Below are 21,036 nucleotides of genomic sequence, written 5' to 3'. Positions count from 1 at the left end.
CGGCCGTCAGATATGCAGGATGAATTCGCGAACCAGCTTGCTGCCGAAATAGGCCAGCATCAGCAGGCAGAAACCGGCCAGCGTCCAGCGGATCGCTTTGTGGCCACGCCAGCCCAGGCGGGTGCGGCCCCACAGCAGCACGCTGAACACCACCCAGGCGACGCAGGCCAGCAAGGTCTTGTGCACCAGGTGCTGAGCGAACAGGTTGTCGAGGAACAGCCAGCCAGAAATCAGCGACAGCGACAGCAGGCACCAGCCGGCCCAGAGAAAGCCGAACAGCAGGCTTTCCATGGTTTGCAGCGGCGGGAAGTTGCGGATCAGGCCTGACGGGTGCTTGTTTTTCAGCTGGTGATCCTGCAGCAACAGCAGCAACGACTGGAACACCGCGATGGTGAACAGGCCGTAGGCGAGGATCGACAGCAGGATGTGCGCAAGGATGCCGGGCTCTTCGTTGATCAGCGGCACGGTACCGGGGGGCGCGAACTGGGCCAGCAGCGCAGTGACCGCGCCCAGCGGGAACAGCAGCACCAGCAGGTTTTCTACCGGGATGCGCAGGCACGCCAGCAAGGTCAGGGTAATGACCGCAACGGCGATCAGGCTGGCGGCGCTGAAAAAGTCCAGGCTCAGGCCCAGCGGGGTGATCAGCTGGAAGAACAGGGCGCCGCCCTGGGCGATGACAGCCAGGGCGCCGAGCAGGCCCAGCAGCCGTTTGTCAGCTTTGCGGCCCTGGGCCAGGTGCGTGCCCTGGTAGAGGGTCGCAGCTATATAAAGGCCGGCGGCGATCAGGTTGGGGATGAGGCTGGGTGAGGAGAACATAAGTCCTGGTTGGCGAGCCTTAAAGAGACGGAGTTTGGCATAGAGAGCTGCAAGCTGGAAGCCGCAAGGTACAAGCAAAGGCGGATCCGCGAGGTGGCTGCATTTTCTTGCCGCTTGACGCTCGTAGCTTGCCGCTGGGAAGGCAAGGTGTGCGCCGCCGCCGCACTTCGCTATAATCGCCGCCTTGCTGTGCCCCGGGTGTGTGCATTTTCCCCCTGGGCGCCTGACAAACCTCGGCTTTTACTGGGCCTGAAAGGATCACCATGTTCGAAAACCTGACCGACCGCCTGTCACAGACGCTGCGCCATGTCACCGGCAAGGCCAAGCTGACTGAAGACAATATCAAGGACACGCTGCGCGAAGTGCGCATGGCGTTGCTCGAGGCCGACGTTGCCTTGCCGGTGGTCAAGGATTTCGTCAACAGCGTCAAGGAACGTGCGGTCGGTACCGAGGTGTCGCGCAGCCTGACCCCAGGCCAGGCCTTCGTGAAGATCGTCCAGGCCGAGCTCGAAAGCCTGATGGGCGCGGCCAACGAAGACCTCGCGCTGAACGCCGCGCCACCTGCCGTGGTGCTGATGGCTGGCTTGCAGGGTGCAGGTAAGACCACCACCGCCGGCAAGCTCGCGCGCTTCCTCAAGGAGCGCAAGAAGAAGAGCGTGATGGTGGTCTCGGCCGACGTCTACCGCCCGGCCGCGATCAAGCAGCTGGAAACCCTGGCCAACGACATCGGCGTAACCTTCTTCCCGTCCGACATCAGCCAGAAGCCGGTCGCCATCGCTGAAGCGGCGATTCGCGAAGCCAAGCTCAAATTCATCGACGTGGTCATCGTCGACACCGCCGGCCGTCTGCACATCGATGCCGACATGATGGACGAGATCAAGGCGCTGCATGCTGCGGTCAAGCCGGTCGAGACCCTGTTCGTGGTCGACGCCATGACCGGCCAGGACGCCGCCAACACCGCCAAGGCCTTTGGTGAAGCCCTGCCGCTGACCGGCGTGGTGCTGACCAAGGTCGACGGTGATGCCCGTGGCGGTGCCGCGTTGTCGGTACGTGCCATCACCGGCAAGCCGATCAAGTTCATCGGTATGGGTGAGAAGACCGAGGCCCTCGAGCCGTTCCACCCGGACCGCGTCGCCTCGCGCATCCTCGGCATGGGCGACGTGCTCAGCCTGATCGAGCAGGCCGAGCAGACCATCGACAAGGCCAAGGCCGACAAGCTGGCCAAGAAGCTGAAGAAGGGCAAGGGCTTCGACCTCGAAGACTTCCGCGACCAGCTGCAACAGATGAAGAACATGGGCGGCCTGGGCGGCCTGATGGACAAGCTGCCGAGCATCGGCGGGGTTAACCTGTCGCAGATGGGCAATGCCCAGGGCGCGGCCGAGAAGCAGTTCAAGCAGATGGAGGCGATCATCAACTCCATGACCCCGGCCGAGCGCCGGGATCCTGACCTGCTCAGCGGTTCGCGCAAACGCCGCATCGCCATCGGCTCCGGCACCCAGGTGCAGGACGTCGGCCGGCTGATCAAGCAGCACAAGCAGATGCAGAAGATGATGAAGAAATTCTCAGCCAAGGGCGGCATGGCCAAGATGATGCGCGGCCTTGGTGGCATGATGCCAGGCGGCGGCATGCCGAAGCTGTAACCCCTATTCCGGGCGCTTGTCTTTTACCGGACGAGCGCTCAGAACCCCCGCCTTGGCGGGGCAATGGCCGCGAAAAGCGTGGCTTAACCGGCAGATCTGGACGGCATGGCGAGGCCTTGCCGAAAAAGTCATTTGCAAATGTCCGTGTATTCCCCGAGAATATGCGGCCTTTTGGGCACGCATGTGCCTATTTGGCTTTCAGATTTGCAGCACCGACTGCAGTACCAACTGCAGCACCGACTATAGGAACGATGTTCACATGGTAACCATTCGTCTGGCCCGTGGCGGCTCGAAAAAGCGCCCTTTCTACCACCTGACCGTGACCAACTCGCGTAACGCCCGTGACGGCCGTTTCGTTGAGCGCGTTGGCTTCTTCAACCCGATCGCATCGGGCGCCGAAGTCAAGCTGTCGGTCAACCAGGAACGCGTCACCTACTGGCTGAGCCAGGGCGCACAGCCGTCTGAGCGTGTTGCTCAGCTGCTGAAGGAAGCTGCCAAGGCCGCTGCCTAAGATATATGAACGCGACGCCAGAAAAGGCTGACGACCTCATCGTCGTTGGCAAGATTTTTTCGGTTCACGGCGTTCGCGGCGAGGTGAAGGTGTATTCCTTTACCGATCCGATTGAAAACCTGTTGGATTATCCACGCTGGACGCTCAAGCACGAAGGCAAGGTAAAACAGGTAGAGCTGGTCAGCGGTCGTGGCTCCCAAAAGGGCCTGGTCGTGAAACTGAAAGGCCTCGATGATCGCGATGAAGCCCGTCTTCTGAGTGGTTACGAGATCTGCATACCGCGGAGCCTTTTGCCCAACCTGCCCGTCGACGAGTACTACTGGTACCAGTTGCAGGGCTTGAAGGTCATCAACCAGGACGAACACCTGTTCGGCAAGGTCGATCACCTGTTGGAGACCGGTGCGAACGATGTAATGGTGGTCAAGCCGTGCGCAGGCAGCCTGGATGATCGCGAGCGTTTGTTGCCCTATACGGAGCAATGCGTGCTGGCAATCGACCTGGAAGCAGGCGTGATGCGGGTTGAATGGGACGCGGACTTCTAAACGATGGGTAACCTTCGCGTAGACGTCATCACGTTGTTCCCCGAGATGTTCTCGGCCATCACGGAGTACGGCATTACCAGCCGCGCGGTAAAACAGGGGTTGCTTCAGGTAACGTGCTGGAACCCGCGGGACTACACCACAGATCGCCACCATACCGTGGATGATCGGCCGTTTGGCGGTGGTCCGGGCATGGTGATGAAAATCAAGCCTCTGGAAGACGCCCTGGTTAGCGCCAGGCAAGCGACCGGAGCATCGGCAAAGGTGATCTACCTTTCGCCGCAAGGCCGCAAGCTGACTCAGCAAGCGGTCAAAGGCCTGGCCGAACAGGAATCGTTGATCCTGATCGCCGGTCGTTATGAAGGCATCGACGAGCGCTTTATTGAGGCTCATGTCGATGAGGAGTGGTCGATTGGCGACTATGTGCTTTCCGGTGGCGAGCTGCCGGCCATGGTACTGATCGATGCGGTTACGCGGCTGCTGCCCGGAGCTTTAGGGCATGTGGACTCGGCGGAGGAAGACTCTTTCACCGACGGTCTGCTCGATTGCCCGCACTACACCCGACCTGAGGTGTATGCGGATCAGCGTGTTCCCGACGTGTTGCTAAGTGGCAACCATGCACATATCCGGCGTTGGAGGATGAAGCAGTCCCTTGGTAGGACCTTCGAACGACGCGCCGATCTTCTGGAAAGTCGCTCGCTTTCTGGAGAAGAGAAGAAGCTGCTCGAGGAATACCTCCGCGAGCGGGACGATAGTTAAACGTATCGATGGTGGATCACGTATCCATCTTAGGAGCACAGCATGACCAACAAGATCATCCAGCAGCTCGAAGCCGAGCAGATGAGCAAGGAAATCCCAACCTTCGCACCGGGCGACACCATTATCGTCCAGGTTAAAGTGAAGGAAGGTGAGCGTTCCCGTCTGCAGGCGTTCGAAGGCGTCGTTATCGCCAAGCGTAACCGCGGTCTGAACAGCGCCTTCACCGTGCGCAAAATCTCCAGCGGCGTTGGCGTAGAGCGTACCTTCCAGACCTACAGCCCGCAGATCGACAGCCTGGCCGTGAAACGTCGTGGTGACGTGCGTAAAGCCAAGCTGTACTACCTGCGCGACCTGTCCGGCAAAGCCGCTCGCATCAAGGAAAAACTGTCCTGAGTGCAGTTTGACCGGTGGCCCAGGCCGCCTTGCGAGAAAAAAAGCAGCCTTCGGGCTGCTTTTTTGCGTTTTGAACACCAAGCGATGTGACCCGACATGACAACCCGAGACCAGGAAATCCAGCGCCGCACCGAACTGTCGGTGACCCGCGTGACCAAGGCGGTGTTCCCCAACACCACCAACCACCACAACACCCTGTTCGGCGGCACTGCGCTGGCCTGGATGGATGAAGTGTCGTTCATCGCGGCCACGCGCTTTTGCCGTTTGCCGCTGGTAACGGTGTCGACCGACCGTATCGACTTCAAGCACCCGATCCCGGCGGGCTCGATCGTCGAGCTGGTCGGCACGGTGATCAAGGTGGGCAACACCAGCCTGCAGGTACAGGTGGATGTGTTCGTCGAGAACATGTACCTGGATGGCCGTGAACGGGCAATCCATGGTGTGTTCAGCTTTGTCGCCATCGACGAAGACAAGCGCCCGGTGCCGGTGCTGCCAGCAACCTGAGGTTCACCCCGGTGTGGTGGCCGTGCCCGCGACCGGCGCCGGTTCGACCAGCGCCACCAAGGTCCAGCCAGGTTGCGGGGTGAGCGGGTTGTCAGGGCTCGACACATGCACCCAGCCGTGGCTGTCACGGGCGAACAGCAGGTGCGCACGCTCGCCATGCAGTGCCTGGTAGTTGTCCCAGTCGAAACCCTCGGTCAGGGTGGTGCTGTACAGCTCGGCGCCGTGGTGCAGGCGATTGGCCAGTTGCTGGTAGGTCATCGGGCTTGAGCCGAGCAAATGGCCGCGGTGTTCCTCACTGGCGCGGTGCTTGTCGCTGCGCTGTTTTTCCAGGCCGCTGGCCAGCACGAACAGGCGGCCATGGCCGAAATCGTGGCGAAAACGTGCGCAGGCCAAGGCGTTGATCTCACCTGCAGGGGACAGCCCCAGCAGATGGCCGAGGCCGACCAGGTCCAGGTGTGCATCGGCATGTTGCGAGGCCGGGTTGCCAAAGTAGGTCGGCAGCCCGTCCATGCGCGCGGCGCGGATGTTTTCCCAGCTCGAGTCCGTCAGCAGTACCCGGCAGCCCAATTGCTGAAGGGCTTTGCCGAGGGTGCGCGCGGGCCCGTTGGCGCCGACGATGAGAAAGCCGCTGGGGGCAGGCTCGGCCACCTTGAGCAGGCGCGCCAGGGGCCTGGCCGTGGCACTCTGCAGCACCACCGTGCCGATGATCACGGCAAAGGTCAGCGGCACCAGCAGCAGTGCACCCTGATGGCCGGCTTCATGCAGGCGGATGGCGAAGATCGCCGAGACTGCCGCGGCAACGATACCGCGCGGTGCGATCCAGGCCAACAAAGCCCGTTCGCGCCAGTTCAGCCCCGAGCCCAGGGTGGACAGAAAGACGTTCAGCGGCCGCGCCAGCAGCTGGATCACCAGCAACAGCGCCAGCACCGCCGGGCCCAGGCCGAGCAGGGCATGCAGGTCGAGGCGTGCGGCCAGCAGGATGAACAAGCCCGAGATCAGCAGTACGCTGAGGTTTTCCTTGAAGTGCAGGATTTGCCGCACATCCACCCCGCGCATGTTGGCCAGCCACATGCCCATCACCGTCACGGCCAGCAGCCCGGATTCGTGAACGATCTGGTTGGCGGCGATGAAAATGCCCAGCACTGCCGCCAGTGCAGCCAGGTTGTGCAGGTACTCTGGCAGCCACTGCTCACGCATGACCTGCCCCAACAACCAGCCGCCGGCCGCGCCCAGTGCGCTGCCACAGAAGATCACCCCGGCAAAGGTGGCCAGGCTCTGGCTCAGGCCATTGCCATCGGCACTGGCAATGATGAAGCTGTACACCACCACGGCGAGCAGGGCGCCAATCGGGTCGATGACGATGCCTTCCCAGCGCAGGATGTTGGCGATCGCCGCCTTCGGCCGCACCACGCGCAGCATGGGCACGATCACCGTCGGCCCTGTGACCAAGGTCAAGGTGCCGAACAGGATCGCCAGCGGCCAGTCGAACCCCAGCAGCCAGTGGGTCGCCAGGGCGATCACCAGCCAGGTCGACAGGGCGCCGATTGTGACCAGGCGGTGGACCACGCTGCCGATGTCGCGCCACTGCGACAAGTGCAACGTCAGGCTGCCCTCGAACAGGATCAGTGCCACGGCCAGCGACACCAAGGGCATCAGCAGTGGGCCGAACAGCGCCTGGGGGTCGAGCCAGCCGAGCAGCGGGCCGGCGGTGATGCCGGCCAGCAGCAGGAAGAGGATTGCCGGCAATTTCAGGCGCCACGCCAGCCACTGGCAGGCCAGGGCGGCGGCGCCGATGCCCGCGACGCTGAGGAGGATCTGCTGTTCGTTCATGCGGGCTCCCTATGCCGGCGTTGTTATGAAAGACTAAGTGTCATTTCGTCGTTTGCCACCGAGTTTTCATGCCCGCCCTCGACCACCCCCTGATTGACCAGTTTCTCGATGCCCTGTGGCTGGAAAAAGGCCTGTCCGACAACACCCGGGTTTCGTACCGCAGCGACCTGGCGCTGTTCAATGGCTGGCTGCAGGAGCAGGGCGTGGCCTTGCCCGACGCGGGGCGTGAGCTGATCCTCGATCACCTGGCCTGGCGCCTCGACCAAGCCTACAAGCCACGTTCTACAGCACGCTTTCTCTCTGGGCTGCGTGGCTTCTTTCGCTACCTGCTGCGGGAAAAGCTGATCGCTGTCGACCCCACATTGCAGGTCGAGATGCCCCAGCTGGGCCGGCCGTTGCCCAAATCCTTGTCAGAAGCCGACGTCGAGGCACTGCTGCAGGCGCCGGACCTCGGCGAAGCCATCGGCCAGCGCGACCGCGCCATGCTCGAAGTCCTTTATGCCTGTGGCCTGCGCGTGACCGAACTGGTCAGCCTGACGCTCGATCAGGTCAACCTGCGCCAGGGCGTGTTGCGGGTGATGGGCAAGGGCAGCAAGGAGCGCCTGGTGCCGATGGGGGAAGAGGCGGTGGTATGGCTGGAACGCTACCTGCGCAATGGCCGCCCCGAGCTGCTGAACGGGCGCCCGAGCGATGTGCTGTTTCCCAGCCTGCGCGGCGAGCAGATGACCCGCCAGACCTTCTGGCACCGTATCAAGCACCAGGCACAGGTCGCCGGGATCGACAAATCACTGTCGCCGCATACGCTGCGCCATGCCTTCGCGACCCACCTGCTCAACCACGGCGCCGACCTGCGCGTGGTACAAATGCTGTTGGGCCACAGCGACCTGTCGACCACGCAGATCTACACCCACGTGGCCAAAGCCCGTCTGCAGCAACTGCACGCCCAGCATCACCCGCGTGGATGAATGATTTTCATGTTCCGCCGACCGGTACTCGCAGACCCCTTCACGGCTAGCGTGTTGTGGTAGGCTTGGGCGGTTTGCACCAAGGGCCGCACGGTCGCCGCGTTTTTTCCGCAGGCGACGCCCTCCGGCCCCTGTCCGCCTTCAGGAGTTCCCATGCGCGTGACCCAAATTTTCGCCGCCGCCGCGTTGGCGCTGGCCAGTACCTTTGCCGTTGCCGCGGCAACCGACAGCAATGCCGGTGCCGAGCAGGCCATTCGCAAGTCGTTGCAGAACCTCGAACTGGAAGTCCCGGTAGAAAGCGTTGCCAGCAGCCCGCTCAATGGCCTGTATGAAGTCAAGCTGCAGGGCGGCCGCGTGCTGTACGCCAGTGCTGACGGCCAGTTCGTCATGCAGGGCTACCTGTACCAGATCCAGGACGGCAAGCCGGTCAACCTGACCGAGAAGACCGAGCGCCAAGGCGTTGCCAAGCTCATCAACGGCATTCCAGCCGCCGAGATGGTGGTTTATCCTGCCAAGGGCGAGACCAAGTCGCACATCACCGTGTTCACCGACACCACCTGCCCGTACTGCCACAAGCTGCACGCCGAAGTGCCGGAGCTCAACCGCCGCGGTATCGAAGTGCGCTATGTCGCCTTCCCGCGCCAGGGCCTCGGTTCGCCAGGTGATCAGCAGTTGCAGGCCGTCTGGTGCTCCAGCGACCGCCGTGCGGCGCTGGACAAGATGGTCGAGGGTAAGGAAATCAAGGCCGCCAAGTGCGCCAACCCGGTCAGCAAGCAGTTCCAGCTGGGCCAGTCGATCGGCGTCAACGGCACGCCGGCGATCGTCCTTGAAAGTGGCCAGGTGATCCCGGGCTACCAGCCGGCACCGCAAGTGGCCAAGTTGGCCCTGGCCGGCCAGCAGCAAGCAGCCAAGTAATCAATACAGTACGCCGTCGTCATGGGGTGACGGCATGTTTCACGGTCGGCGCAGGTGCCGGCCGTTCAATGGGGAGTTCACAGTGAAACCGGTCAAAGTAGGCATCTGTGGGTTGGGGACCGTCGGTGGCGGAACCTTCAATGTACTTCAGCGCAACGCCGAGGAGATTGCCCGCCGTGCCGGGCGCGGTATTGAAGTGGCACAGATTGCCATGCGCTCGCAGAACCCGAACTGCCAGATTACCGGTACCCCCATTACCGCTGATGTGTTCGACGTTGCGACCAACCCGGAAATCGACATCGTCATCGAGCTGATCGGTGGTTACACCATCGCCCGCGACCTGGTGCTAAAAGCCATCGAAAACGGCAAGCACGTGGTCACCGCGAACAAGGCGCTGATCGCCGTGCATGGCAACGAAATCTTTGCCAAGGCCCGCGAGAAGGGCGTTATCGTCGCCTTCGAAGCGGCGGTTGCCGGTGGCATCCCGGTGATCAAGGCCATCCGTGAAGGCCTGTCGGCCAACCGTATCAACTGGCTGGCCGGCATCATCAACGGCACCGGTAACTTCATCCTCACCGAAATGCGCGAAAAAGGCCGTGCCTTCCCGGACGTGCTGGCCGAAGCCCAGGCCCTGGGTTATGCCGAAGCCGACCCGACCTTCGACGTCGAGGGCATCGATGCGGCCCACAAGCTGACCATCCTGGCGTCCATCGCCTTTGGCATCCCGCTGCAGTTCGACAAGGCCTACACCGAAGGCATCACCCAGCTGACCACCGCTGACGTGAACTACGCCGAGGCCCTGGGCTACCGCATCAAGCACCTGGGCGTCGCGCGTCGCACGGCTGAAGGCATCGAGCTGCGCGTGCACCCGACATTGATCCCGAGCGATCGCCTGATCGCCAACGTCAACGGCGTGATGAACGCGGTCATGGTCAATGGCGACGCCGCCGGTTCGACCCTGTATTACGGCGCAGGTGCCGGTATGGAGCCGACCGCTTCGTCGGTCGTCGCCGACCTGGTCGACGTGGTTCGCGCAATGACCTCCGACCCGGAAAACCGCGTGCCGCACCTGGCCTTCCAGCCAGACTCGCTGTCGGCGCACCCGATTCTGCCGATCGAAGCCTGTGAAAGCGCCTACTACCTGCGCATCCAGGCCAAGGATCACCCCGGTGTGCTGGCCCAGGTGGCCAGCATCCTCTCGGAGCGTGGCATCAACATCGAGTCGATCATGCAGAAGGAAGCCGAGGAACAGGACGGCCTGGTGCCGATGATCCTGCTGACCCATCGCGTGGTCGAGCAGGGCATCAACGACGCCATTGTCGCCCTGGAAGCCCTGCAGGATGTGGTCGGCAAGGTCGTGCGCATCCGCGTCGAACAGCTCAATTAACGAATCATGCCGTTGGGCCGCGCACGCGGCCCCGGCCTCAGTATCGAAGGTTTGCACCATGCGCTATATCAGCACCCGTGGCCAGGCACCGGCCCTGAATTTCGAAGATGTCCTGCTGGCTGGCCTGGCCAGCGACGGCGGCCTGTACGTCCCTGAAAACCTGCCGCGCTTCACCCAGGAAGAGATCGCTTCCTGGGCTGGCCTGCCGTATCACGAACTGGCCTTCCGCGTGATGCGCCCGTTCGTCGCCGGTAGCATCGCCGACGCCGACTTCAAGAAGATCCTCGAGGAAACCTACGGCGCGTTCGCCCACGCCGCCGTGGCGCCGCTGCGCCAGTTGAACAGCAACGAGTGGGTGATGGAGCTGTTCCACGGCCCGACCCTGGCCTTCAAGGACTTTGCCCTGCAGCTGCTCGGCCGCCTGCTCGACCACGTGCTGGTCAAGCGTGGCGAGCGCGTGGTGATCGTCGGTGCCACCAGCGGTGACACCGGCTCCGCTGCCATCGAAGGTTGCCGCCGCTGCGACAACGTCGACATCTTCATCCTGCACCCGCACCAGCGCGTGTCGGAAGTACAGCGTCGGCAGATGACCACCATCTTCGGCGACAACATCCACAACATCGCCATCGAAGGCAACTTCGACGACTGCCAGGAGATGGTCAAGGCCAGCTTCGCCGACCAGTCGTTCCTCAAGGGCACCCGCCTGGTGGCCGTCAACTCGATCAACTGGGCGCGGATCATGGCCCAGATCGTCTACTACTTCCACGCAGCCCTGCAGTTGGGCGGCCCAGCCCGCTCGGTGGCGTTCTCGGTGCCCACCGGCAACTTCGGCGACATCTTCGCCGGTTACCTGGCACGCAACATGGGCCTGCCGATCAGCCAACTGGTGGTCGCCACCAACCGTAACGACATCCTGCACCGCTTCATGAGCGGCAACCAGTATGTCAAGGACACCCTGCACGCGACCCTGTCGCCGTCGATGGACATCATGGTGTCGTCCAACTTCGAGCGCCTGCTGTTCGACCTGCACGGCCGTAACGGTGCAGCCATTGCCGCGTTGATGGACAACTTCAAGCAGGGTGGCGGTTTCAGCGTTGACGAAGACCGCTGGACCGAAGCGCGCAAACTGTTCGACTCGCTGGCCGTCAGTGACGAGCAGACCTGCGAGACCATCGCCGAAGTGTTCGCCAGCACCGGCGAAGTGCTCGACCCGCATACCGCGATCGGCGTCAAGGCCGCCCGCGAGTGCCGTCGCAGCCTGGACACGCCGATGGTGGTGCTGGGTACCGCGCATCCGGTCAAGTTCCCGGAAGCCGTGGAGAAGGCAGGTGTTGGCAAGGCGCTGGAATTGCCTGCACACCTGGCTGACCTGTTCAGCCGCGAAGAGCGCTGCACGGTGCTGGCCAATGACCTGAAGGCCGTTCAGGGCTTTGTCAGCCAGCATGGTAACCGCGGCAAGCCGCTTTAATTGCGGTGATATCAAGGGCCGCTTAGCGGCCCTTGATTGTCGAGTTTTCCATCTGATCTTTCGGATGTTTCCTATTTAACCCTCTTGGGATGTTGCCTAGATTTGCCAGTCCTTTCTCCAGGAGTGGCTCATGTCCAGGCCTTATGTGCTGATTCACCAGGCACGCCCTTCCCATCAAATCCTCCTGCACCAGGCATTCAATGCCCAAGGCATCTTCAATGTGCGCATCACTGAAGAAGCCGCCGACCTGCACGCGTGCCTGAGCGCTGAGCGTTGCCCTGACTTGCTGATCCTCGATCACGCCATGCCCAAAAGGGCAGGGCTTGCGCTATTGAAAAAACTGGCGGGTAGCCACGCCTTGCGCGCTTTGTTGTTCGTCGGCCAAGCCACACCCGAACAGCAGAACCTGGCCCTGGAGGCGAAGCGACGGGGGCTGTGGGTCGTCGCCGAGCTGCCGTGGCCACTGTCCATGGCCAATCTGCAACGCGCACTTCAGCGCCTGGGCGGGCGTATTCAAACTGTCACCTACGCCCCGCATGCTCACTGAAACAGCCGCGGCGTTTCGAACTTTGTGCTGCGCTTGTTGGTCAGTTTCTCCATAGCCCACCACGCAGCGAGTGATCCGGATGGAAAGAATCTGCAGACTGCTGAACGAAGCCCTGACCCCCTACCAGACGCACCTGGGCGTTGCCGATGCCAGTGGCAACCGTCAATTGACCGTCTTTGACAGCCTTGAAGGCATCACCCTGCAGCGCACGGTGAGCCTGCGCCAGTTGCAGGAACAGCGCCTGCTCATTGACCTGGTGGATGGTTTGCACCGTGACCTGCAGATTGCCGAAGGCCGCTTGCAGCCCTGTGTGATTGCTGCCTTGCAACAGCGACAGCAAATGCCGGGAACCTTTGCCTGAATTGCTTATCAGACACAGTAAGGGCAGCTAGCCAGCGCATTGCTCCGGTGCTGGCAGGCTGTCACGGGAAGTCCCAAGGGACTTTCAATTAGCCCCGGGCGTCCTCCCCAGCGTTCCGGGGTTTCTTTTGTCTGCAGTACTAGGGTTGTTTGAAAAACTGCTTGCTCTGTTCCAGGTACATTGCCTGCAACTCAGGGTCCAGCCACCGGGCATACAGCCCTGGCAAGGTCTCTTGGCGTAGTGTGGGCAATAGCTGGTCGATATGCGCAACGGCCTCGCGGCCCAGTGCCGAGTCTGAGCAGCCCACATGCAGAAACTGATAGCGGTTCACGCCCCGAACCGGATGAAACTGGTAGTCACCCAGTGACCCGCCTTGCTGCTGGATCAGGTAACGCACTTCTGGCCAATACCCCATCACCATGTGCAAGCGCCCCAGTTGTTGCATCTGCAACTGGTTGGCGGTGGCATCGTTGCCGTAGTGGCGGCTGAGCGCCGAGTCTGGCAATTGGCGCAGGATCTCGTCGATCTGCGTGCCATAGCTGCGTTCGGCGACGATGCCGAGCTTCAACGGGGTGTGGCTCATCAGCCCGGGCAGGTCGACCTCGTTGTCGGTGAGAAACGGCGCCAGCAGTGCCTCACCTGCCTTGCGCACCACCAGCCCCCCGCTTAACACCCCCAGCGACGGCATGGAAAAGTGCACGTACTCGGCACGCTCCGGCGTCCACAGCAAGGTCGGGTCGCAGGTAAAAGTGTTCGGGTCCTGAAGCATCTGGATACCGCGGGCACGGTTTACCCGGACGATACTGTGATCGTATTCGGGCATCTGCTCGATCAGCAGTGGCAGCAGGCGGTCAATGACCCCTTGGCCTTTCTCTGTCCCTTCAAAAATGGTGAAGGGCGGCAGGTCGCGAACCAGCCACAACAAGCGCTCCTTGGCCGCCGCGTGCGGCACGGCCAGTGCAGGCAGCAGCGCGCACAGCAAAAGCAGGGTGCGTAACCAGTGGGCAGCTCGCATCCGCGGCGGCAGGCGTCAGACCGCGCCTGCTTCGCGCAGGCCGACGATGGCGGCCGCGTCGTAGCCCAGGGCGGTGAGCAGTGCGTCAGTGTGTTCGCCCAGCGCAGGGCCGACCCACTCGGTGGAGCCGGGGGTTTCCGAAAGCTTGGGTACGATGCCTGGCATCTTGAAGGGTTTGCCGTCTGGCAGGCGCGCCTGCAGGAACATTTCCCGCGCCAGGTATTGCGGGTCGTTGAACATGTCCTCGGCAGAATAGATGCGGCTTGCAGGTACTTCGGCGGTGGTGAGCACCAACATGAGCTGCTCCAGCGGCTGGCTGTTGGCCCAGCGGTCGATCACCCCATAGAGCTCGTCACGGCGCAGGTCGCGGCCATCGTTGGTGGCCAGTGACGGGTCATCGGCCAGGTCGGCGCGGCCTATGGCCTGCATGAAACGTTTGAAGATCGCATCGCCATTGGCGCCGATCTGCACATGCTTGCCATCGGCACTGGTGTGGATGGAGGAGGGCGTGATGCCGGGCATGATATTGCCGGTGCGTTCGCGGATGAAACCGAAGACGTCGAATTCTGGGACCATGCTTTCCATCATGGCAAAGATCGCCTCGTACAGCGCCACGTCCACCACTTGGCCCTGGCCGCCGTTGACCTCGCGGTGCCGCAACGCCATCAAGGCCCCGATCACCCCCCACAGCGCGGCAATCGAATCACCGATGGAGATGCCGGTGCGCACGGGCGGGCGGTCGTCGAAGCCGGTGATGTAGCGCAGGCCGCCCATGGACTCGCCCACCGCGCCAAAACCTGGCTGGTCTTTCATCGGCCCGGTCTGGCCGAAACCCGACAGGCGTACCATGACCAAGCGCGGGTTGAGCGCGTGCAGCACATCCCAGCCAAGGCCGAGCTTTTCCAGCACGCCGGGGCGGAAGTTCTCGATCAGGATATCGGCCTCGGCCAGCAGGCGCTTGAGGATCTCGCGGCCGTCCGGGTGCTTGAGGTTGAGGGTCAGTGACTGTTTGTTGCGTGCCTGCACGAACCACCACAGCGACGTGCCTTCGTACATCTTGCGCCATTTGCGCAGCGGGTCGCCGCCGTCGGGGGACTCGACCTTGATCACCTCGGCACCGAACTCGGCACAGATGCGCGACGCGAACGGGCCAGCGATCAGGGTCCCGAGTTCGATGACTTTCAGGCCGGCGAGGGGTTTGCTGGGCGTAGACATGGGGCATCCGTGGCAACTGGGCAGAGCCGTGGTTTTATCATAGCTCCGAAGCGGCAGATACTGCCGCGGCGCAACGAGGGGCAGGATCGGTTAGACTGTGTGACTTTTCTTTGCGCAAGAAGCCCGTCGACCATGGCCCAGCCGTCCACTACCTACAAATTCGAACTGAATCTGACTGACCTTGATCGCAACGTCTACCAAAGCGTCAAGCAGACCATTGCCCGTCACCCTTCGGAAACCGAAGAGCGTATGGCCGTTCGTCTGTTGGCCTACGCACTCTGGTACAACGAGCAATTGTCGTTTGGTCGTGGTCTGTCGGATGTCGACGAACCGGCGTTGTGGGAAAAGAGCCTGGACGATCGCGTCCTGCACTGGATCGAAGTCGGCCAACCGGATGCCGACCGCTTGACCTGGTGCTCCCGTCGCACCGAGCGCACCAGCCTGCTGGCCTACGGTAGCCTGCGCGTGTGGGAGACCAAGGTGGTGCCTGCGGTCAAGGGCCTGAAGAACCTGAACATCGCTGCAGTGCCGCAGGAGGTGCTGGAAACCCTGGCCACCGACATGCCGCGCAGCATCAAGTGGGACGTGATGATCAGCGAAGGCACGGTGTTCGTCACCGATGACCGTGGCCAGCACGAAGTGCAGCTGGAGTGGCTGCTCGGTGAGCGTGGCTGACCTGACCCTTTCCTGATTGCCGAAGACCCCATGCGTATCGAACCTCGCCCCCTGCCGTCGACCTTGCCCTTGCTGGGTAACCTGCCACCCTTGTTGACCCGTCTGTATGCCGCCCGCGGCGTGCAGACCGAGGCCGAACTGGACAAAAGCCTGGCGCGGCTATTGCCGTACCAGCAGCTCAAAGGCATCGAGGCGGGGGTAGACCTGCTGGTCGAAGCCCTTGACCAGCGCCAGCGCATTCTCATCGTTGGCGACTTCGACGCCGACGGGGCCACTGCCAGCACCGTTGGCGTGCTGGGCCTGCGTTTGCTGGGTGCGGCCCACGTCGATTACCTGGTGCCCAACCGCTTCGAATTCGGCTATGGCCTGACGCCGGAGATCGTCGACGTTGCACTGCAGCGCCAGCCGCAGTTGCTGATCACCGTCGACAACGGCATCTCCAGTGTCGATGGCGTGGCGGCAGCCAAGGCGGCGGGGCTCAAGGTGCTGGTCACCGACCACCACTTGCCGGGTGAACAATTGCCCGACGCCGATGCGATCATCAACCCGAACCAGCCGGGCTGTGACTTCCCTAGCAAGTCGCTGGCCGGGGTCGGGGTGATCTTCTATGTGCTCATGGCCTTGCGCGCACGCCTGCGCAGCCTGGGGCGCTACGACACGCAAGCACAGCCAAACATCGGCGAGCTGCTCGACCTGGTGGCGCTGGGCAGCGTCGCCGACGTGGTGCCGCTGGACGCCAACAACCGCATCCTGGTGCACCAGGGCCTTGAACGCATTCGTGCTGGCCGCGCTCGGCCGGGCCTCAAGGCGATTCTTGAGGTGGCCCGCCGTGATCACCGGCGCATCACCTCCACCGACCTGGGCTTCATTCTGGGCCCGCGCTTGAACGCGGCTGGGCGCTTGGACGACATGAGCCTGGGCATCGAATGCCTGCTGTGCGAAGACGCCGCCCTGGCCCAGGAAATGGCCCAGCAGCTGGACGACCTCAACCAGGACCGCAAGTCTATCGAGCAGGGCATGCAGCGCGAGGCGCTGGCCCAGCTCAAGGACCTGCCCGTCGAATCGATGCCGTACGGTTTGTGCCTGTTCGACGCCGACTGGCACCAGGGCGTGATCGGGATTCTTGCCTCACGCTTGAAGGAACGTTATCACCGGCCGACTATTGCCTTTGCCGATGCCGGCGACGGCATGCTCAAGGGCTCGGCACGTTCGGTGCCGGGTTTTCACATCCGCGATGCGCTGGATGCGGTGGCGGCGCGCCATCCGCAGCTGATCAGCAAATTCGGCGGGCACGCCATGGCCGCCGGGTTGTCGTTGCCTGAAGGCAACTTCCCGGCATTCGCCGAGGCGTTTGACCAGGAAGTGCGGCGCCAGCTGCGCGAAGAAGACCTCACCGGCCGGCTTCTGTCGGATGGCAGCCTGGCCGTGGAAGAGTTTCACCTCGACCTGGCCAAGGCCCTGCGCCACGCCGGGCCATGGGGGCAGCACTTCCCCGAGCCGTTGTTCCATGGTGTGTTCCAGCTGGTCGAGCAGCGAGTGGTCGGCGAGCGGCACCTGAAAGTGGTGCTCAAGAGCGAATGTGGGTCGGTGAGGCTTGATGGCATTGCCTTCGGCGTCGACCGCGAGGTGTGGCCGAACCCTACCGTGCGTTGGGTGGAGCTGGCGTACAAGCTGGATGTGAACGAGTTTCGGGGTAATGAGAGCGTGCAGTTGATGATTGCCCATATGGAGCCGCGCTGACGGTTTCAAGGTGATTGGCTTGGGTGTTGTGGTGCGGCGGATATCGAGCGCCGCCCGCGCGGCGCTTCGCAGCACAAGGCTGCTCATTTGTTTCGGGCCAGTCACTTCTGTGAGGTCACCTCTATTCGCCTTGTCTGCCCCGTCGATATCGAAGGGGCATCGCTGTTTTTAATCAATCTCCAGCCATGCACCTAGGGTGCGTGCGCCTATGGCACAGGAATAATTGGCCCGAAACAGATGTGGGAGCAGCCTTGTGCTGCGAAGCGCCGCGCGGGCGGCGCTCGATCTCATAGGCGCTGCAAACCTGTCGGCGTACACCTGGAGGCCTTGCCTCATCAAACCAAACACCCAGCATCCCACCCCAAATCCCATGGAACCTCCCCCCCACCCATTCTGGTCTAGTCTGAAGTTATGACCGGACCTGGGCCAGGGACGTGCAATTGAGTGTCCGGGCCGGATCACCATTGGAGTCCTTGGGAGGTGCCCTCATGAGCCTGCTGCTCGAGCCTTACACCCTGCGTCAGCTGACGTTGCCCAACCGCATCGCGGTCTCGCCGATGTGCCAGTATTCCGCTGTCGATGGCTTGGCCAACGACTGGCATCTTGTCCATTTGGGTAGCCGCGCCGTCGGTGGCGCTGGGCTGGTGATCACTGAAGCCGTGGCGGTTACCGCCGATGGCCGCATTACCGCCGAAGACCTCGGCCTGTGGGACGACGTCCAGATCGCGCCGCTGCAACGCATTACCCGCTTCATTACCGCCCAGGGTGCTGTGCCGGGCATCCAGCTGGCCCACGCCGGGCGCAAGGCAAGTACTTACCGCCCATGGTTGGGCAAGCAAGGCAGCGTCAAACTGGAAGAGGGCGGCTGGCAACCGGTGGGCCCGTCGAAGATCGCTTTCGACCCGCAACACACACCGCCACACGAGCTGACCCGGGACGAGATCCAGGGCGTGATCGCGGCCTTCGTCGCCTCGACCGAACGCGCCTTGAATGCCGGATTCAAGGTGGTCGAAATCCATGCCGCCCATGGCTACCTGTTGCACCAGTTCCTCTCGCCCCTGAGCAACCAGCGCCTCGATGACTATGGCAGTAGTTTCGAAAACCGTATCCGCCTGACCCTGCAGGTGGTCGAGGCGGTGCGCAATGTCTGGCCTGCCGAGTTGCCGCTGTTGGTGCGGGTATCGGCAACCGATTGGGTCGAGGACGGTTGGAACCCGGATGAAACCGTCGAACTGGCCCGTCGCCTGAGAGTGTTGGGCGTCGACCTAATCGATGTTTCATCCGGCGGCACGTCGGTCAACGCCGAGATCCCGACCGGCCCCGGTTACCAGACCCGCTTCGCCGAGCGCGTGCGCAAAGAGTCGGAAATCGCCACCGGCACCGTGGGCATGATCACCGAGCCGGCCCAGGCCGAGCACATCCTGCGTACCGGCCAGGCCGACGTCATCTTCCTGGCCCGCGAACTGCTGCGCGACCCTTACTGGCCGCTGCATGCCGACGATGACCTGGGCGGCAACAAGGCCACCTGGCCGGCGCAGTATCAACGGGCTACTAGCCGGGCTAACCCGATTCATGAGTCGGATTTGCGGGATTGACGTGCAGCTTCAGCTGTAAGCGGCATTGCTGAGGATGTCGCTTACCCATTGATTGATGCTTTTCTCTGCAAGCTCGGCTTTGGCTGCCACGCTGGCATGAAGAGAGGGCTCCAGGCGCAAACTGAGCTTACCGGAGTAGGTTTTCTGTGGTTCGCGGCCGAGGCGTTCGCACGTTTCAAGATAGTCATCAACGGCTTCTTCGAATGCCTGGCGCAACTCGTGGATCGATTCGCCATGAAAACCGATTACGTCGCGTATGCCTGCAACGTGGCCGATCAGCAACTGGTCTTCGTCGCTGTATTCGATGCGTGCGGCATAGCCGCGGTAGGTCATGACATTCATGGTATTACTCCTGCCTGCTCAAGGAACTGGCGGGCGCCTCTTAATTGATAGGGCTTGGCGTGCTTGTCCGGGTGAGGGCGGTGGAAGGTGGCTACCGCTCCATTGAGTTCAAAACGAACGCGTGAGCCGCTTCCCTCAATCACTCGAGCGCCAAGCGAGATCAACAGTGATTCCAGGCGGGCCCACTCCAGTGTCTTGGAGACCGGTTTTTTGAGAACCGTCTCGAACGTACTTTTTTGATGGTTATTCATGGTATCAGGCTATGATACCACTCGGCCAGGTTCAACGGATGGAGTGTAGGAGCGGGGAGATCGTCATTGAAGGAAAATTCTGTATGTGACTATTGGCATTGATCGAGGGGCGATGAGGCCACCCCGATCAACGCATCAGTTCAATGCTTGATCATCACATGCCGCACACAGGTGTAGTCCTCCAGCCCATACACCGACATATCCTTCCCATACCCCGAATGCTTCTGCCCGCCATGGGGCATTTCGCTGACCAGCATGAAGTGGGTGTTCACCCAGGTGCAGCCGTACTGCAAGCGCGCCGCCAGGCGATGGGCGCGGCCGGTGTCGCGGGTCCACACCGATGACGCCAGGCCGTAGTTGGAATCGTTGGCCCACGCCAGTGCCTGCGCCTCGTCGGTGAAGCGGGTCACCGAGACCACCGGGCCAAATACCTCGTTGCGCACGATCTCGTCATCCTGCAGAGCATCGGCCAGTACGGTTGGCTCGAAGAAGAAGCCGTCGCCCTCAATCGCCTTGCCACCGGTCACCAGGCGAATGTGCGGTTGGGCGATAGCCCGCTCCACAAGGCCTGCGACCTTGTCGCGGTGCTGGGCACTGATCAGTGGCCCCAGTTCCGTGTCCTCGGCGTCCTGCAGGCCGGGCTTGAGGCTGGCCACCGCTTCGCCCAGGCGTTGCACGAATGGCTCGTAGATGCCGTCCTGCACATACAGGCGGCAAGCCGCGGTGCAGTCTTGGCCGGCGTTGTAGAAGCCGAACGTGCGGATACCCTCGATGGCGGCGTCGATGTCGGCATCGTCGAACACCAGCACCGGCGCCTTGCCGCCCAGCTCCATGTGCATGCGCTTCACACTGTCGGCGGTGGCGCTGATGATGTGCGCGCCGGTGGGGATCGAACCGGTCAGCGACACCATGCGCACGTTCGGGTGGGTGACCAGCGGCGTGCCGACGGTTTGGCCACGGCCGAAGAGGATGTTGAGCACGCCAGGCGGCAGCAGGCCCTGCGCCAGTTCGCCCAGGCGCAGTGCGGTGAGCGGCGTCAGTTCGGACGGTTTGATCACTACGGTGTTGCCGGCTGCCAGGGCCGGCGCGACTTTCCAGGCCAGCATCATCAACGGGTAGTTCCACGGCGCGATCGAGGCGACCACGCCCAGTGGGTCGCGGCGGATCATCGAGGTGTGCCCAGGCAAGTATTCGCCGGCCGCCGAGCCGCCCAGGCAGCGCGCCGCCCCGGCGAAAAAGCGGAACACGTCGGCAATCGCCGGGATTTCGTCATTCAGCGCAGCACTGAAGGGCTTGCCGCAGTTCTGCGATTCGAGCCGGGCCAGTTCCTCGCCATGCTGCTCGATGGTGTCGGCCAGCGCCAGCAATGCCAGGGAGCGGTCCTTGGGGCTGGCTTGTGACCAGCCCTCGAAGGCCTGGTCGGCGGCACGCACGGCGCTGTCGACCTGCGCTTCGCTGGCTTCGTTGATTTGCGCCAGGGCGCTGCCCGAGGCGGGGTTGAGCACGGTCCAGGCCGGCCCCTCGCCGGCGACCAGGTGACCGTTGATCAGCATCTGCGTTTGCATGGA

22 protein-coding genes are annotated in these 21,036 nt (G+C 62.6%); 15 read left to right on the top strand and 7 right to left on the bottom strand.

Features of this window, described 5'->3' with window-relative positions:
* Positions 1–6 precede the first annotated feature (6 nt).
* The gene (locus tag OO306_RS16840) at positions 7–816 is read right to left on the bottom strand and encodes an inner membrane protein YpjD (RefSeq protein ID WP_027595719.1); all 810 of its coding nucleotides are present in this window, start codon (positions 814–816) and stop codon (positions 7–9) included.
* Between the two features lie 263 nt (positions 817–1,079).
* On the opposite strand from OO306_RS16840, the gene ffh reads away from it, so the two are divergent.
* From ffh to OO306_RS16810, 6 genes are all read left to right on the top strand, one after another.
* Entirely contained in the window at positions 1,080–2,456 is a 1,377-nt protein-coding gene (gene ffh / locus OO306_RS16835) for a signal recognition particle protein (protein WP_027595720.1), read from the top strand.
* Positions 2,457–2,715: 259 nt separating this feature from the next.
* Positions 2,716–2,967 carry a 30S ribosomal protein S16 gene (gene rpsP / locus OO306_RS16830; protein ID WP_011535318.1) on the top strand — a complete coding sequence of 84 codons (252 nt, stop codon included), beginning with the start codon at positions 2,716–2,718 and terminating at the stop codon, positions 2,965–2,967.
* Between the two features lie 5 nt (positions 2,968–2,972).
* Positions 2,973–3,509: a ribosome maturation factor RimM gene (rimM, locus tag OO306_RS16825; protein WP_027595721.1), complete on the top strand. Its 537-nt coding sequence runs from the start codon at positions 2,973–2,975 to the stop codon at positions 3,507–3,509.
* Positions 3,510–3,512: 3 nt separating this feature from the next.
* The gene (gene trmD / locus OO306_RS16820; protein ID WP_008094486.1) at positions 3,513–4,265 is read left to right on the top strand and encodes a tRNA (guanosine(37)-N1)-methyltransferase TrmD; all 753 of its coding nucleotides are present in this window, start codon (positions 3,513–3,515) and stop codon (positions 4,263–4,265) included.
* 42 nt (positions 4,266–4,307) lie between these two features.
* Entirely contained in the window at positions 4,308–4,658 is a 351-nt protein-coding gene (gene rplS / locus OO306_RS16815; protein ID WP_027595722.1) for a 50S ribosomal protein L19, read from the top strand.
* Positions 4,659–4,754: 96 nt separating this feature from the next.
* Positions 4,755–5,162, top strand: a complete 408-nt coding sequence (locus tag OO306_RS16810; protein ID WP_238216461.1) for an acyl-CoA thioesterase — start codon at positions 4,755–4,757, stop codon at positions 5,160–5,162.
* 3 nt (positions 5,163–5,165) lie between these two features.
* Here OO306_RS16810 and OO306_RS16805 read toward each other — a convergent pair whose 3' ends face one another.
* A complete protein-coding gene (locus OO306_RS16805) occupies positions 5,166–6,992 on the bottom strand; it encodes a sodium:proton antiporter (RefSeq protein ID WP_265969403.1) in 1,827 nt (608 codons plus the stop codon).
* A gap of 68 nt (positions 6,993–7,060) precedes the next feature.
* On the opposite strand from OO306_RS16805, the gene xerD reads away from it, so the two are divergent.
* The 6 genes from xerD (at position 7,061) to OO306_RS16775 (ending at position 12,635) form a co-directional block, all read left to right on the top strand.
* The gene (gene xerD, locus OO306_RS16800; protein ID WP_085272717.1) at positions 7,061–7,957 is read left to right on the top strand and encodes a site-specific tyrosine recombinase XerD; all 897 of its coding nucleotides are present in this window, start codon (positions 7,061–7,063) and stop codon (positions 7,955–7,957) included.
* Between the two features lie 153 nt (positions 7,958–8,110).
* Positions 8,111–8,872: a thioredoxin fold domain-containing protein gene (locus OO306_RS16795; protein WP_027595726.1), complete on the top strand. Its 762-nt coding sequence runs from the start codon at positions 8,111–8,113 to the stop codon at positions 8,870–8,872.
* 82 nt (positions 8,873–8,954) lie between these two features.
* Positions 8,955–10,259: a homoserine dehydrogenase gene (locus OO306_RS16790; protein WP_085272718.1), complete on the top strand. Its 1,305-nt coding sequence runs from the start codon at positions 8,955–8,957 to the stop codon at positions 10,257–10,259.
* Between the two features lie 58 nt (positions 10,260–10,317).
* Positions 10,318–11,727 (top strand): threonine synthase, encoded by a 1,410-nt coding sequence (gene thrC / locus OO306_RS16785; protein WP_027595728.1) that lies wholly within the window; start codon positions 10,318–10,320, stop codon positions 11,725–11,727.
* Between the two features lie 130 nt (positions 11,728–11,857).
* Positions 11,858–12,274, top strand: a complete 417-nt coding sequence (locus OO306_RS16780; RefSeq protein WP_265969402.1) for a response regulator — start codon at positions 11,858–11,860, stop codon at positions 12,272–12,274.
* A 79-nt stretch (positions 12,275–12,353) separates the two neighbouring features.
* Entirely contained in the window at positions 12,354–12,635 is a 282-nt protein-coding gene (locus OO306_RS16775; protein ID WP_027595730.1) for a DUF3509 domain-containing protein, read from the top strand.
* Between the two features lie 139 nt (positions 12,636–12,774).
* Here OO306_RS16775 and OO306_RS16770 read toward each other — a convergent pair whose 3' ends face one another.
* Complete coding sequence (locus tag OO306_RS16770) at positions 12,775–13,650, bottom strand: TIGR02285 family protein (protein ID WP_265969401.1); 876 nt, start codon at positions 13,648–13,650, stop codon at positions 12,775–12,777.
* 15 nt (positions 13,651–13,665) lie between these two features.
* Positions 13,666–14,865, bottom strand: a complete 1,200-nt coding sequence (locus OO306_RS16765) for a CaiB/BaiF CoA-transferase family protein (protein ID WP_265969400.1) — start codon at positions 14,863–14,865, stop codon at positions 13,666–13,668.
* A gap of 132 nt (positions 14,866–14,997) precedes the next feature.
* Here OO306_RS16765 and OO306_RS16760 point away from each other — a divergent pair, with 132 nt between their 5' ends.
* The 3 genes from OO306_RS16760 to OO306_RS16750 all read left to right on the top strand — a co-directional run bounded on the left by OO306_RS16760 (position 14,998) and on the right by OO306_RS16750 (position 18,875).
* Positions 14,998–15,540, top strand: a complete 543-nt coding sequence (locus tag OO306_RS16760) for a YaeQ family protein (protein WP_027595733.1) — start codon at positions 14,998–15,000, stop codon at positions 15,538–15,540.
* A 30-nt stretch (positions 15,541–15,570) separates the two neighbouring features.
* Positions 15,571–17,280, top strand: coding sequence for a single-stranded-DNA-specific exonuclease RecJ (recJ, locus tag OO306_RS16755; protein WP_252826912.1), 1,710 nt, complete (start codon positions 15,571–15,573; stop codon positions 17,278–17,280).
* A gap of 488 nt (positions 17,281–17,768) precedes the next feature.
* Entirely contained in the window at positions 17,769–18,875 is a 1,107-nt protein-coding gene (locus OO306_RS16750) for an NADH:flavin oxidoreductase/NADH oxidase (RefSeq protein ID WP_265969399.1), read from the top strand.
* A gap of 9 nt (positions 18,876–18,884) precedes the next feature.
* Here the strand turns inward: OO306_RS16750 and OO306_RS16745 are convergent, their stop codons facing one another.
* The 3 genes from OO306_RS16745 to OO306_RS16735 all read right to left on the bottom strand — a co-directional run bounded on the left by OO306_RS16745 (position 18,885) and on the right by OO306_RS16735 (position 21,033).
* The gene (locus OO306_RS16745; RefSeq protein ID WP_264310044.1) at positions 18,885–19,217 is read right to left on the bottom strand and encodes a type II toxin-antitoxin system HicB family antitoxin; all 333 of its coding nucleotides are present in this window, start codon (positions 19,215–19,217) and stop codon (positions 18,885–18,887) included.
* Positions 19,214–19,468, bottom strand: a complete 255-nt coding sequence (locus tag OO306_RS16740; protein ID WP_265969398.1) for a type II toxin-antitoxin system HicA family toxin — start codon at positions 19,466–19,468, stop codon at positions 19,214–19,216. The genes OO306_RS16745 and OO306_RS16740 overlap by 4 nt, the downstream gene beginning before the upstream one ends.
* 140 nt (positions 19,469–19,608) lie before the next feature.
* Complete coding sequence (locus OO306_RS16735; protein ID WP_085272723.1) at positions 19,609–21,033, bottom strand: gamma-aminobutyraldehyde dehydrogenase; 1,425 nt, start codon at positions 21,031–21,033, stop codon at positions 19,609–19,611.
* Positions 21,034–21,036: the final 3 nt, after the last annotated feature.

It is taken from the genome of Pseudomonas sp. DCB_AW, assembly GCF_026240895.1.
GTDB lineage: Bacteria > Pseudomonadota > Gammaproteobacteria > Pseudomonadales > Pseudomonadaceae > Aquipseudomonas > Aquipseudomonas kermanshahensis.
This window is presented reverse-complemented; position numbering and strand designations above follow the sequence as displayed.